Source organism: Lysobacter sp. SCRH-1R, from assembly GCF_057747855.1.
In genome coordinates this window covers 3,371,902-3,386,193 of sequence record NZ_CM173227.1, presented here as the reverse complement: position 1 = coordinate 3,386,193, position 14,292 = coordinate 3,371,902, and the positions used below count along the sequence as shown (strand labels likewise).

Here is a 14,292-nt window from a genome sequence, read left to right as displayed (position 1 = left end):
GCTGCGTCTATCGGCGGGGGTCGGTGCGGGAGGCGGGGCGGTAGGTGGTCCGGCCGCAGGGCGTGATCAGGTCGTGCGCGTGGCCGAAGCTTTCCGAATGCCCGGCGAAGAGCAGGCCATCGGACGCGATCAGCGGTGCGATGCGCGTGAGCACCTGGTACTGCGTGGCCTTGTCGAAATAGATCATCACGTTGCGGCAGAACACCGCGTCGAAACCGCCGCGTAGGCCGTAGTCGGCATCGAGCAGGTTGAGCGGGCGGAATTCGATCAGCGCCTGCAGCTCCGGCTTGACCCGGCACAGCCCCGCGTTGGGCCCGTCGCCGCGCTGGAAGAACTGGCGGCGCCGTTGCAGCGACAGCGCGTTGATGCGCTCCACCGGATACACGCCGCGCGCGGCGGTCTGCAGCACGTTGGTGTCGATGTCGGTGGCCAGGATGCGCACCGGCGGCGTCATCGTGCCGTACGCCTCGCAGGCGGTGATCGCCAGCGTGTACGGCTCCTCGCCGGTGGAGGCGGCGTTGCACCAGATCGACGCGCCGTCGCGGCAATGCGCGCGCAGGTGGTCGGCGAGCAGGTCGAAGTGGTGCGACTCGCGGAAGAACGAGGTGAGGTTGGTGGTGAGCGCGTTGATGAAGCCCTGCAGCTCGGCGTCGGGATCGGCCTCGACGTAGTCGAGGTAATCGCCGAAGCGTTCCATGTCCAGCGCACGCACGCGCCGCGCGAGGCGGCTGTAGACCATGTCGCGCTTGTGCGGGTGCAGGTGGATGCCGGCGTGGTCGCGGATCATCCGGCAGACGCGGCGGAAGTCGCGTTCGTCGAAGGTGAACTCGCGGTCGTCGGAGGTGCGCGGGGAAGGACGCATGGGGCCAGGGGCGAGTGAGGAGGAACGAGGGTGAGGAGTGAGAAGCGAGTGCTTCGGTTCGCTGGGCGCCCGCCTTGGCTTCTTGCTCCCTCCCCTGCTTGCAGGGGAGGGTTGGGGAGGGGTGAAGTGCACAGCGCGGTTACGCCAGTGCACTTGCATTGAGCTCGGCGCTCTCGCGCCTCACGACCCCCTCCCAACCTCCCCCTGCAAGCAGGGAGAGGAGCTCACCCCGAAGGGAGAGGGCTTCACGGCAATACGGCTCAGAACTCCTGCCAATCCCCATCCGCATTCGCCGCCGCCGTGGCGCGCACCTTGCGCGTTGCGGGCTTGGCGGGCGATGCGGAAGCGGCCGGCGCGGCGGGCTTGGCGCGCGGCGGCTTGGCCGCCGGCATCTCCACCACCGTCGCCTGCGCGGCGCGTGCGGCCTGCGTGGCACTGGCCTGCGCGAGGCGGAACACCGCGACGGTCTGCACCAGCTGCTCGGACTGCTGTTCCAGGCTGCGCGCGGCGGCCGACGCCTGTTCGACCAGCGCCGCGTTCTGCTGCGTGCCCTCGTCCATCTGCGTGATCGCGTTGTTGACCTGCTCGATGCCCGAGCTCTGTTCCTGCGACGCCGCCGAGATGTCGGCGATGATGTCGGTGACCTTCTTCACGCTGGTCACGATCTCGTGCATCGTGCGGCCGGCCTGGTCGACCAGCTGGCTGCCTTCCTCGACCTTGCCGACCGAGTCGGTGATCAGCTGCTTGATCTCCTTCGCCGCATTCGCCGAACGCTGCGCGAGCGAGCGCACTTCGGCGGCCACCACCGCGAAACCACGGCCCTGTTCGCCGGCGCGTGCGGCTTCCACCGCCGCGTTCAGCGCCAGGATGTTGGTCTGGAAGGCGATGCCGTCGATCACGCCGATGATGTCGGCGATCTTCTTCGACGACTGGTTGATCGCGTTCATCGTCTCGACCACTTCGCCCACCACCGTGCCGCCCTGGCCGGCGACTTCGGCCGCGCTCTGCGCCAGCTGGTTGGCCTGGCGCGCGTTGTCGGCGTTCTGGCGCACCGTGCTGGTGAGCTCTTCCATCGACGAGGCGGTTTCTTCCAGCGACGCCGCCTGCTGCTCGGTGCGCTGCGACAGGTCGTTGTTGCCGGCGGCGATTTCCGCCGCGGCCGAGCTGATCGCATCCGAACCCTGGCGGATCTGGCCGACGATCTGCGCGAGCTGGTCGACGGTGCGGTTCGCATCGCCGGCGAGGCGGCCGAACTGGCCCGGCAGTTCCACTTCGACGCGGCGGTTCAGGTCGCCGTCGGCGACCGCCGACAGCAGCGTGCCGACTTCGTGCAGGCCTTCCTCGGCGGTGGCCATCAGCTGGTTCAGCGACTGCACCACGTCGTGGTAGACGAACTCGAACGCCGACGCATCGCCGCGACGGCTGAAATCGCCCGCGACGGCGGCGTCGACCAGCGTCTTGATCTCGGCGTTGATCGCGTTCATGCCGCTCTTCACCGAATCCACGGCGTCGGTGATGCGCGCCTTCTGGCCCGGCAGGCGGTCCATGTCGCGCGACAGGTCGCCGCGCGCGTAGGCGGCGACGATCTCGATCGCGCGGGTATTCACCTGGATGTGCGAATCCACCAGCGTGTTCACTTCGCCGGCCATCTGGCCGTAGGCGCCGGGGAAGTCGTCGCTTTGCAGGCGGCGGTCGATCTCGCCGGCCTGGTGCGCTTCGAACAGTTCACGCTGCGCGCCCGCGAAGTTGCGCAGCGTGTTGATGGCGCGTTCCAGCCCGCGCGCGATGTCGCGCACTTCGTCGCGGCTGTCCACGCGCACCGCGTCGGGGAATTCGCCGCGTGCGAGCAGATCGGAGGCGTCCTGCACTTCCTTCAGCGCGGCGCGCGTGCTGCGGCTGAAGCCGAGGAACAGGTAGGTCGCCAGCGCGAGGATCAGGATGCACGAGCCCAGCGTCCACGCGGTGCGCTGTTGCAGGCGCGAGATTTCCGTCGAGGCGGCGTGGTCGAGCGAGGCGTTCGCGGCCGACAGCGCGGAGGCGAGCGCAAGGCGCGTGGCCTCGGTGCGCGCGGCCATGATCTTCACCGGCAGCACCGGCGTTTCGGCGTCGAGGATGTGCTTCTGGATGTCGGCGTTCTGCTTGGCGACCGCATCGAGCGCCTTGCGGAACGGCGCGCCGATGGTCGCGGCCAGCTCGGCCATTTCCTCTTCGGCGTCCTTGATCTCGATTTCCGAACGCGTGCGCACGTAGTCCTGCATGTTGCGCGAGACAGCCAGGCCGGTGCGGTCGTCGACCCAGATCGCGCCGTCGCCCAGCACGCGCAACGCGGTGGCGCTCTGCTGCTGGGTGTATTCGGCCAGCGTCGGCACCCACACGGTCGCGGCGCGGCCCATGTAGAGCACGGCGGGGTTCTGGGCCTGCGCCAGGCCGGTTTCGTCGGCGATCAGGCCGTGCACTTCGCCCAGCTTGCGCACCGCGACACCGTGGTCGGTCGCGGCGGCGGCCGAATCGCCGTGTTCGCCGTTGGCCTTGTCCCACGCGGCGCGGGCGTCCTTCAGCGCGGCCGGCAGGGCCGACGCGGGCAGGTTGCGCGCCTGCCAGGCAGTGAGCGCGTCGAGTTCGCGCGCGACCTGCGCGGCCGATTCCTGCAGCGCCTGGTCGGACACCTCGTCCTTGGCGAACTTGCGCACGACCTGCAGCTCGTGCTGCTGGATCGCCAGCATCGCGCGATGCAGGTGGCCCAGGCCCACGACCGCGTCGCGTTGCTTCGTCGCGGCGCTGACCTCGGCGTTGGAACGCACCACGAGGATGCCGGCCAGTACGCCGCAGGTGAGCATGAAGGCCGCGCCGATGACGATGGCCTTCTGGTTGAAGCGCAACTGCGACATCAGGCGGGTGGCCGGACCCAGGAAGCGGTCCAGCAGGGTGGCCGACGGCCGACGGTGTGCAAGGGTGGACATGGATCCTCTCGTGCGGAACGGACCCTTTCGGGTCGACATCCGTTGCATCGGCGCGGGGGAGGGAAACTTTAGGTGAGGGACTTTGCGGGTCCGGCCCTTACCCGGTGCGAGGGCGCACGGCTCCTGTAGCGGGTAAGCGAAGCGCACCCGGGGGCGCGTCTGCGGTGGCGTTGCCCCGGGTGCGGCCTGCGGCCTTGCCCGGGCTGCAACCGCCCGGAATTCGAGGGCTAAAGATTCCGCGGAACCGGCCGATGACCCCGGTGTCGCCAGACACCATCCCCAAGGAGCCATCCCATGCGCCGTTCCCTCCTCACCGCCGCCGGCATCGCCGTGCTGGCCCTGTCCTTCGCCGCCCCGGCCTCGGCCGACCTCAAGCCGATCAAGCGCGTCGAGCCGCAGTACCCGGCCGAAGCGGCCCGTGCCGGCACCCAGGGCTTCGTCGAAGTCGAATTCACCGTGGACCCGGCCGGCAAGGTCGCCAGCGTCTCGGTCGTCAACGCCAAGCCGGCCCGCGTGTTCGAGCAGTCGGCCGTGCGCGCCGTGAAGCAGTGGGAGTTCGCTCCGGGCGGCGGCAAGGGCAAGGTGCGCCTGGACTTCTCGCTGTAAGCACCGCTGCATCCGCCATCGCGGGGAGGAAGACGCGCCGGAGACGGCGCGTTTTTCTTTTGTGGGGCGCAGGGAGGCCGATGTTGCTCTTGTAGCCCGGGTAAGCGAAGCGCACCCGGGGATCGCCAAGAGAATGGCCGCTTTATCGATGCAACGCGCTGCGGCGCGGTCATCGCAACCACAACTGAATTACACAATGGCGCGGTGCGCTTCGCTTACCCGGGCTACAACAGCGCGACGGCGTCGTCGCACCGCTTGCCCCGACCCTCACCCACAACCCTCTCCCGGAGGGAGAGGGGCTTACCGCCGCCGCGCGATCCGCGCCAGCTCCGTATCTACCGTCGCACCCGCTGCTGCACCCGATCGCGACAGCCGGAACACCGCCACCGTTTCCACCAGCTCGGCGGCCTGCTGCTCCAGGCTGCGCGCCGCGGCGGAGGCCTGCTCGACCAGCGCGGCGTTCTGCTGCGTGCCCTCGTCCATCTGCGTGATCGCGCCGTTGACCTGCTCGATGCCCGCGCTCTGCTCGCGCGAGGCGGCGGAGATGTCGGCGATGATGTCGCTGACCTTCTTCACGCTGGTCACGATGTCCTCCATCGTGCGCCCCGCCTGGTCGACCAGCTGCGTGCCCTGCTGCACTTCCACCACCGAATCGGTGATCAGCTGCTTGATTTCCTTGGCCGCATTCGCCGAACGCTGCGCGAGCGAACGCACTTCGCCGGCGACCACCGCGAAGCCGCGGCCCTGTTCGCCGGCGCGCGCGGCTTCCACCGCGGCGTTCAGCGCCAGGATGTTGGTCTGGAACGCGATGCCGTCGATCACGCCGATGATGTCGCCGATGCGGCGCGAGGATTCGCTGATCGCGCTCATCGTGCGCACCACGCGGTGCACGATCGCGCCGCCCTGCGAGGCCACTTCCGCCGCATCGCGCGCCAGGCCGTCCGCCTGCAGCGCGTTGTCGGCGTTCTGGCGCACGGTGGAGGTGAGTTCCTCCATCGACGAGGCGGTTTCCTCCAGCGACGCCGCCTGCGACTCGGTGCGCTGCGAGAGGTCGTGGTTGCCCGCGGCGATTTCCGCCGCCGCGCTGCCGACCGCGTCCGAACCTTCGCGGATGCGGCCGACGATCTGCTCGAGGCGGTCGACCGTCTCGTTCGCGTCCACGCTCATGCGCGCGAACACGCCGCGGAAATCGCCGTGCATGCGCTGGGCGAGATCGCCCTTCGCCACGCCCTGCAGCAGCGTGGACAGCGCGGAGAGGTTCTCGTCGGCGGTGGCCATCAGGCGGTTGAGCGTGTCGACCATCGCGCGGAAATCGTGGTCGAAGCGCGACGCGTCGCCGCGCGCGGCGAAATCGCCGTCGGCCGCGGCGGCGGCGAGGCGGCGGATCTCGCCGTTGATCGCGCGCAGGTTCGCCTTCACCGAATCCATCGTCCGCGTCAGCACGGCCTTCTCGCCGGGCAGGCGGTCCATGTCCTGCGAGAGGTCGCCGATCGCGTAGCGTTCCATGATCTGCAACGCGCGCTGGATCGAATCGATGTGCGAGGCGACCAGCCCGTTAGTCTCGCGCACCATGCGGCCGTACGCACCGGGGAAGGCGGATTCGTCGATGCGGAAGCTGATCTGGCCTTCGTCGTGTCGGCGCGCCATTTCGCCCTGCGCGCTGGAATAGTCCTCCAGCCGGCGGCACATGCGCTCCAGCGCCTGCTGCAGCTGGCCGATCTCGTCGCGCTGTTCGGTGTGGATGACCAGGTCGAAGCGGCCGTCGGCCACCGCCTGCGCGGCCTCCGTCGCGCCGCGCACCGAGGCGGCGATGCTGCGCGCGATCACCAGGCACAGCACGATCACCGCGGCCAGCGCGATCGCCGCCGCCACCAGCAGCATGCCGGCGAAGCGCCACGCGCGCGCGGCGATGTCGTCGGTGTATTCGCCGCTGCCGACCACCCAGCCCCAGCGCGGCAGGTGCTCGACGTAGGAGATCTTCAGCACCGGTCCTTCGACGCCCGGCTTGGCCCACTGGTAATCGACGAAGCCGCCGCCGTCGCGCGCGACCTTCACCATCTCCACGAAGATGTGCTTGCCGTCGGGGCTGACGTAATCGGTGAGGTCCTTGCCGACGAGCTGCTTCTGGTGCGGGTGCATGAGCATGCGCGGATGCTCGTCGTTGACCCACAGGTAATCGGTGCCGTCGCGGCTGCGCAGCGTGGAGAGCACCAGCAGCGCCTCGCGCCGCGCGACGTCGTCGGCGAGCTTTCCGGCCTGCGCCAGGTCGGCGTAGCGCCGCACCACGGTCATGGCGGCGGCGACGCGCGTGTGCAGGCGGGCGCGCTCGTCGGCGATCTGGCCGGTGTAGTTGCGCTGCACCGCGATGCCGGTGAGCACGACCAGCCCGAGCGCGAGCACCGCGATCATCCACGCGAAGCGCGCGCGCAGGGAGAGGGAGGAGAAACGGAAAATCGAAAGGACGTTCGGCATGGGGCACCGCGACAGGGACTCGACGCGGAAGCGCGTCTTGCCGTCGTTATCGGCGCCGCGCGTTTTTGATTCAGATCGAAGTTGCGGTATTTGCCGGGATTTATTGCTGAATGGGGGAAGTGGGATGTCGGTCACTTGTGGCGAGGTGATGCGGCTTTCGTAGCGGCTTTCGTAGCCCGGGTAAGCGAAGCGCACCCGGGGTCACGCGTCTCCGGCGGCGTTGCCCCGGGTGCGGCCTGCGGCCTTACCCGGGCTACAAGAGCTGCAGTCGCATCGCTGCATTGATCGGGAGGGGCTCAATCGTTCGCCGGCAACCGCGACGGCACCTGCCGCAGCGTCCCCATCGTCCGCGCGTCATCGCGCACACCGCCCGACCCCTCGTTCGCAGCCACCCGCCGCGCATCGCTCGACCCCAGCCGGAACGCCGCCACCGTCTGCATCAGCCGCGCGGCCTGTTCCTCCATGCTGCGCGCGGCGGCGGAGGCCTCCTCGACCAGCGCGGCGTTGCGTTGCGTGCTCTCGTCCATCTGCGCGACGGCCTGGTTGACCTGCTCGATGCCCGCGCTCTGTTCCTGCGAGGCCGCGCTGATCCGCGCGACGATCTCGCCCACGCGCTTCACGCTGCCGACGATCTCGTCCATCGTGCCGCCCGCGCCGCGCACCAGCCGCGTGCCGGTGTCCACGCGCTCGCTCGAATCGCCGATGAGGTGCTTGATCTCCTTCGCCGCGTTCGCCGAACGCTGCGCGAGCGAACGCACTTCGCTGGCGACAACCGCGAAGCCGCGGCCCTGTTCGCCTGCGCGCGCCGCTTCCACCGCGGCGTTCAGCGCGAGGATGTTGGTCTGGAACGCGATGCCGTCGATCACGCCGATGATGTCGGCGATCTTCTTCGACGAGTCGCTGATCTGCGACATGGTGGCGATCACCTCGCGCACCGCCTCGCCGCCGCGCGCGGCGATCTGGGTGGCGCCGATCGCCAGCTGGTTGGCCTGGCGCGCGTTGTCGGCGTTCTGGCGCACGGTGTGGGTCAGCTCGTCCATCGACGAGGCGGTTTCCTCCAGCGACGCCGCCTGCGATTCGGTGCGCTGCGACAGGTCGCTGTTGCCCGACGCGATCTCGCGCGCGCCCAGGCCGATCGTGTCGGCGGCGAGCCTGATCTGCCCGAGGATGCCGGCCATCGTGTCCACCAGCGCGTTGATGCCTTCGCACAGCTGCGCGATCGAGCCGGACTTGTCGGCCATGTCGATGCGGCGGGTGAGGTCGCCCGCCTGCGCGGCGCCGACCACTTCGTGCGTCTGTTCGACCGCGCGCTGCAGCGCCTGGGTGTCGCGCACCTGCGTGGTGATGTCGGTGGCGTACTTCACGACCTTCACGACCCGGCCGTTCATGTCGAGGATCGGGTTGTACGACGCCTGGATCCACACCTCGCGCCCGCCCTTGCCCAGGCGGCGGTACACGCCGGCGTCGTATTCGCCGCGGCCGAGCTTGTCCCAGAAGCCGCGATATTCCGCGCTGTGGCGATACGCCTCCTCGGCGAACATCGAGTGATGCCGGCCGCGCACGTCGTCCAGCGCATAGCCCATCACCGCGAGGAAGTTGTCGTTCGCCGCGAGGATGGTGCCGGTGAGGTCGAACTCGATCACCGCCTGCGACTTGCCGATCGCCGCCAGCTGGCCGGCGGAATCGGCCGCCTGCATCTTCTGCGCGGTGATGTCGGTGGCGAACTTCACCACCTTGCGCGCACGTCCCGCGCGGTCGAACACGGGGTTGTACGACGCCTGGATCCAGATTTCGCGGCCGTCCCTGCCGAGGCGCCGGTACTGGCCGGCATCGAACTCGCCGCGCGCGAGCCGCGCCCAGAACGCGCGGTACTCCTCGCTCTTCGCATGCGCCGGATCGACGAACATCGAATGGTGGCGGCCCCGGATCTCGTCGAGCCGATACCCCAGCGTGCCCAGGAAGTTCTCGTTGGCGTGGACGATGGTGCCGTCGAGATCGAACTCGATCACCGCCTGCACGCGGTCGATCGCGGCGATGCGGCCCTCCAGGTCGGCGACGTGCGCGTCCTGGATGCGGTCGTCGGCGGCGGGGGAGAAGAGGGCAGCCAGGCGGCGCCAGAACGGCGCGGGCGTGGCGGCGCGGCGCGACAGGGGACGGTCGGCGAAGGCGGCCGGGGTCCTTGCGGTGTCCATCGATGTGGTCCTCGGGTGTCGTCAAATCGAAGACGCCGCGTGCGATGCGGCGTCCATCACTACGCTGATTCGTGACTCACGAAAGATCGCCCGGGGGGACGGCGGACCTTGGGTGCGACTACAACTGCGCTGGCTTGGCGGATGCGCTCCGCCTGGCGTGCGTTTGCGGAAACCCCGATGCCGCGCGCGATGTGCGCCCGCGGCGACCGGTTACTGCTTCGATGTTGCGATCAGGCGGCGTCCGCGTGAGAGACCAGGCCCATTTCCGCGCTGGTCATCAGCCTCTCGATCTCCAGCAGGATCAGCATGCGCTCGCCGTGCGTGCCGATGCCGGTGATGAACTGGCGGTCGATCGTCGCGCCGATTTCCGGCACCGGGCGGATCTGCTCGGCCTCCAGGCGGACCACGTCGGAGACGCTGTCCACGACCATGCCCACGACGCGGTCGGCGACGTTGAGCACGATCATCACCGTGAGCGCGTTGTATTCGGCCTTCGCGAGGCGGAACTTCAGGCGCATGTCGATGACCGGCACGATGGTGCCGCGCAGGTTGATCACGCCCTTGATGTAGTCGGGCGCGTCGGGCAGGCGGGTGACGGTGTCGTAGCCGCGGATTTCCTGGACTTTCAGGATCTCCACGCCGTACTCCTCCTCGCCCAGGGCGAAGGTGAGGTACTCGTCGGCCGATTCGATGGTGGCGGTGATGTCGTTCATGTCGGGCTCTCGCTGGTTCTTTTGTAGCCCGGGTAAGCGCAGCGCACCCGGGTATTGCGTTTGTTGGGGCGTGCACCCCGGGTGCGGCCTGCGGCCTTGCCCGGGCTGCAACATCGGGCGGTCAAGCCGCCTGCGGCATCCGCTGCGCCTGCACCAGCCCGCCGACATCGACGATCAGCGCGACGCGCCCGTCGCCGAGGATCGTCGCGCCGGAAATGCCCTGCACGCGGCGGTAGTTCGCTTCCAGGTTCTTCACCACCACCTGCTGCTGGCCGAGCAGTTCGTCGACTTCCAGCGACAGGCGCTGGCCGTCGGCTTCGACCACCACCGCGATTCCGTTGCCCGGATTCGCGCCGGCATGCGCGTGGGCGGACGCGCCGGCGGACAGGCCGTACTGCGAGGCCAGGTCGATCAGCGGCAGGTAGTCCTCGCGCACGCGCAGCACGCGCGCCTCGCCGGCGATGGTGCGTACATCCCCCGCGGCCGGCTGCAGCGATTCGATCACCGAATTCAGCGGCAGGATGAAGACTTCGCCTCCGACCGCGACGGTCATGCCGTCGAGGATCGCCAGCGTCAGCGGCAGGCGGATCGACACCGTGGTGCCGGCGCCCTTCTTCGACCGGATCTCGACCTGGCCGCCGAGCGCGGCGATGTTCTTCTTCACCACGTCCATGCCGACGCCGCGACCGGACAGGTCGGTGAGCTGTTCGGCGGTGGAGAAGCCCGGATGGAATACGAGGTCCCACACCTGCGCGTCGGTCGGGTTGTCGCCGATGGGCAGGTTGCGTTCGGCGGCCTTGCGCAGGATGCGCTCGCGATCCAGGCCGCGGCCGTCGTCGCTGATCTCGATGACGATGTGCCCGCCCTGGTGCTGCGCGTTGAGCGAGATCGTGCCGGTCTCGTCCTTGCCGGCCGCGCGGCGCTCGGCAGGCAGCTCCAGGCCGTGGTCGATGGCGTTGCGCACCAGGTGCACGAGCGGATCGACGATCTTCTCGATCACGCCCTTGTCCAGCTCGGTGGCTTCACCGCTGGTGCGCAGGCGCACCTTCTTGTCCAGGCGCGCGGCGAGGTCGCGGACCATGCGCGGGAAGCGGCTGAAGGCGAATTCCACCGGCAGCATGCGCACGCCCATCACCGCTTCCTGCAGGTCGCGGGTGTTGCGGTCGAGCTGTTCCAGGCCCGACAGCAGCAGTTCGTTGGCGACCGGGTCCAGCTGCGTGGAGCGCTGGCGCAGCATCGCCTGGGTGATGACGAGCTCGCCCACCAGGTTGATCAGCGCGTCGACCTTGTTGACGGCGACGCGGATGGACGAGTCGGCGGCGTCGCCCGCGCCGGCCTTGCGCGCGTCGTTGCCGCCGTTGCGCGTGTCGATCGCGACGACGTTGTCGGGCGTTTCCGGCAGCGGCGACGGCGGCGGCGCGACGGCGGACGTGGCCGGAATGCCTTCGATGGCGAGTTCGCACTGGTCCTCGACCCACGCGAACGCGTCGTCGATCGCGCTGCGCGGCACGCTGCCGGGCAGCATCAGGTCCCAGGCGAGGTAGGCCTCGTACGGATCGAGTTCGGAGAACTTCGGCAGCGTGTTGTCGAGCGCGGTGACGCCCAGTTCGCCGTGGCTGGACAGCTCGCGCAGGATGCGCAGCGGATCGTTGCCGGACAGGAACATCGACGGCGCCGGCTTGAAGCCGATGCGCCATTCGGCGATTTCCGGCGCCTTCGCTTCGGTCTTCGCGGCGGACGCGACTTCGCGGCCCATCATCTTCGCCAGGCCGTCGTGCGCGCGCTTGAGATTCGCCTCGTCGATCGCATCGCCGTGTTCGGCCGCGCCGAGCAGGCCGCGCAGCGCATCGCCGGCGACCAGCAGCGCGCCGATCGCATCGGCGTCGAGCTGGCGGCGGCCGCTGCGCGCTTCGTCCAGCAGCGTTTCAAGCTGGTGGGTCAGTTCGCTGATCGCGGTGAAGCCGAACGTCGCCGCGCCGCCCTTGATCGAATGCGCGGCGCGGAAGACGACGTTGATGGTCTCGCCGTCTGCCGAACCGGACTCCATCGCGAGCAGGCCCGCTTCCATGGCGTCCAGGTTTTCGCGGCTTTCCTCGAAGAAGGCGGCGTGGAAGCGGGTGATGTCCATGGGCGAGTGATGAGTGAGTAGGAACGGGAAACGAGAGGGAAGGGCGCGGCGGTGGTGGGTCGAATCAACTAGCGCAACTGGCCAGGTTCTGGGTCCTCACCACTCGTTCCTCGCTTTCAGCCCAGGACCTTGCGGACCGTCGCCAGCAGCTGTTCCGGATCGAACGGCTTGACCAGCCAGCCGGTCGCGCCGGCGGCCTTGCCTTCGGCCTTCTTGTCGCCGCCGGATTCCGTGGTGAGCATCAGCAGCGGGGTGAAGCGGTAGTCGGGCAGCTGGCGCAGCTGGCGGATCAGTTCGATGCCGTCCATGCGCGGCATGTTCACGTCGGTCACCACGGCGTCGAAACGCTGGGTCTTGGCGACGTCGAGCGCGGCCTGGCCGTCCTCGGCTTCGCGCACGTTGAAGCCGCCGCCGGTGAGGGCGAAGGCGACCATCTGCCGCATGGAGGTGGAGTCGTCGACGATCAGCAGGTTCTTGGACATCGTGGCCGGCTTCTGTTGGAAGTGAAAGGAGAGGTGGGGATGGGGTCAGGCGGTCGGCGCGTCGACGCCGAGGCTCTTGGCGAGCGCGAGCTGGCGCGCGGCGTCGGCGAGCACCGGCGATGCGCCGGTCACGACGGTGGCGAGGCCAAGCGCGGCGCGTTCGCGCACGAAGGCATGGAGCATCTGCAGCCCGGCCGTGTGCACGCGCTCGACGGCGTCGCCGGTGAGCGAAAGCGGTTCGGCGTCCTCCAGGTGCGGGCGCAGCGCGGCCTGCAGGTCGGCGACGTGTTCGATGCCGAGGTCGGAGGGAAGGGGCAGTGCGTTCATGGCTGTGTGCGGTTCGCCGTGGTCATTCGAATGGGATAACGGCGGGGGTTGGGAGGACTTGAGTGCGTGGCGTGGCGGGCGTTTGTAGCCCGGGTAAGCGAAGCGCACCCGGGAACATCGTCTCCGGCGCCGTTGCCCCGGGTGCGGCCTTCGGCCTTACCCGGGCTACAAGAGCCGCTTCGATCGGACGCACCGCTGCCATCCATGGCGGGACGCTTCAGCTCCCGGAACGCCCGGCCCGTCCATCCATGGCCGGTCGTTCGTCTCGACGCGCGCCAGTGGCGCGCAAGCGTCGCTCCTCACCCGAACAAGGCATTGGCGTCCAGCAGCACCGTCGGCTTCGCCACCACGCGCGCGACACCCACGATCGCCCGCGACGGCGACGCCATCAGCGGCGGTTCGATGCGATCGGGGCCGAGCGTCACCACGTCGTCGACCGCGCTGACCAGTGCGCCGATCAGTTCGTTGTCGCGTTCGACCACGACGATGCGCGCGCGCTCGTCGGGCGTGACGCGGCCGGTGCCGAGCCACAGCCCCAGGTCGAACACCGGCACGATCCGCCCGCGCAGGTTCATCGCGCCGAGCACCGACGGCGCCGCGCCACGCATGGCGACGATGGGCGCGGTGCGGCCGACTTCCTGCACGCGCAGCAGTTCGATCGCGTAGCTGTCCTCGCCCACGGCGACGCGCAGCCAGCGGTGCGTGGTGGTGACCGACGGCGGCAACGCGGGCGGGGTGAATTCGACCGGACGCAGGCCGGTGCGGGCGTCGGGTTGCGCGCTGGTGGGGCGGTGGGCGGGTGGTTGCGGGGGTGTTGCGGGCGCGGGTGCGGCGATGGGAGCGGAAGCCGGTATCGACGCCGAAGCAGAAGCCGCGGCGCTCGACATGGACGGCGCAGCCGGTGCGGCCATGGCCGCGGCGAACAGCGGATCGGAGTCGAGTTCGGCGAGCAGCCCGGGATCGATCTGCGGCGCGGCGACGTCCGGCGCAGCGAACAAGGGGTCGGAGTCGAGCTCGGCGAGCAGGCCTGGATCGATCTGCGACGCCGCGACTTCGGGCGCAGCGAACAGCGGATCGGAGTCCAGTTCGGCGAGCAACCCCGGATCGATCCGCGACGTGGCCGGACTTGCCGGAGCATTCGTCGCGAACAACGGATCGGAGTCCAGTTCGGCAAGCAGACCCGCGTCGATCAACGTCGTCGAAACGTCGTCGTGAGCTGCAGCCTCAACGCTCCCTCCCCTGCCTGCAGGCGAGGGTTGGGGAGGGGTGACGTCCACAGCGCGGTCGTGCCCGGAGCCCGGCACCTGCGCGCCGCGTAGCTGTCCGGCGAACAACGGATCGGAGTCCAATTCCGCAAGCAACCCCGCATCGATCACCGACGGCGCAGCGTTGCCGTCAGCGACAGCCTCACCGCTCGCCAGCGCCATCACCGGCGCATTCGCCGCCACAGGCGCAGGCGCCACCGCATCGACCGTGAGGTCGAGCAGTTCGTCGAGGTAGGCGTCGAGGGCGGGATGGTTCATGTCGGTTCCGTTACGGGCGCATCGCCG

General features: G+C 69.3%; 10 protein-coding genes. 1 reads left to right on the top strand and 9 read right to left on the bottom strand.

Going from position 1 to position 14,292, the window contains the following annotated elements:
• Positions 1-7: 7 nt before the first annotated feature.
• On the bottom strand, positions 8-862 hold the full coding sequence (locus AC3ANK_RS15515; protein WP_206861709.1) for a CheR family methyltransferase: 855 nt from the start codon (positions 860-862) through the stop codon (positions 8-10).
• Between the two features lie 260 nt (positions 863-1,122).
• The gene (locus AC3ANK_RS15510) at positions 1,123-3,822 is read right to left on the bottom strand and encodes a methyl-accepting chemotaxis protein (RefSeq protein WP_305062455.1); all 2,700 of its coding nucleotides are present in this window, start codon (positions 3,820-3,822) and stop codon (positions 1,123-1,125) included.
• Positions 3,823-4,116: 294 nt separating this feature from the next.
• Between AC3ANK_RS15510 and AC3ANK_RS15505 the strand changes: the two genes are divergently transcribed.
• Positions 4,117-4,428, top strand: coding sequence for an energy transducer TonB (locus AC3ANK_RS15505; protein ID WP_206861708.1), 312 nt, complete (start codon positions 4,117-4,119; stop codon positions 4,426-4,428).
• Between the two features lie 300 nt (positions 4,429-4,728).
• On the opposite strand, the gene AC3ANK_RS15500 is transcribed toward AC3ANK_RS15505, so the two are convergent.
• The 7 genes from AC3ANK_RS15500 to AC3ANK_RS15470 form a co-directional block, all read right to left on the bottom strand.
• Positions 4,729-6,900, bottom strand: a complete 2,172-nt coding sequence (locus AC3ANK_RS15500; RefSeq protein ID WP_305062454.1) for a methyl-accepting chemotaxis protein — start codon at positions 6,898-6,900, stop codon at positions 4,729-4,731.
• A gap of 296 nt (positions 6,901-7,196) precedes the next feature.
• Positions 7,197-9,092, bottom strand: a complete 1,896-nt coding sequence (locus AC3ANK_RS15495; RefSeq protein WP_206861707.1) for a methyl-accepting chemotaxis protein — start codon at positions 9,090-9,092, stop codon at positions 7,197-7,199.
• A gap of 230 nt (positions 9,093-9,322) precedes the next feature.
• Positions 9,323-9,805, bottom strand: a complete 483-nt coding sequence (locus AC3ANK_RS15490; RefSeq protein ID WP_206861706.1) for a chemotaxis protein CheW — start codon at positions 9,803-9,805, stop codon at positions 9,323-9,325.
• Between the two features lie 121 nt (positions 9,806-9,926).
• Positions 9,927-11,933 (bottom strand): chemotaxis protein CheA, encoded by a 2,007-nt coding sequence (locus AC3ANK_RS15485; RefSeq protein ID WP_206861705.1) that lies wholly within the window; start codon positions 11,931-11,933, stop codon positions 9,927-9,929.
• Between the two features lie 116 nt (positions 11,934-12,049).
• Positions 12,050-12,415: a response regulator gene (locus AC3ANK_RS15480; RefSeq protein ID WP_115844924.1), complete on the bottom strand. Its 366-nt coding sequence runs from the start codon at positions 12,413-12,415 to the stop codon at positions 12,050-12,052.
• A 45-nt stretch (positions 12,416-12,460) separates the two neighbouring features.
• Complete coding sequence (locus tag AC3ANK_RS15475; protein ID WP_206861704.1) at positions 12,461-12,742, bottom strand: STAS domain-containing protein; 282 nt, start codon at positions 12,740-12,742, stop codon at positions 12,461-12,463.
• A gap of 299 nt (positions 12,743-13,041) precedes the next feature.
• Positions 13,042-14,265 (bottom strand): chemotaxis protein CheW, encoded by a 1,224-nt coding sequence (locus AC3ANK_RS15470; RefSeq protein WP_484171519.1) that lies wholly within the window; start codon positions 14,263-14,265, stop codon positions 13,042-13,044.
• Between the last annotated feature and the right edge of the window lie 27 nt (positions 14,266-14,292).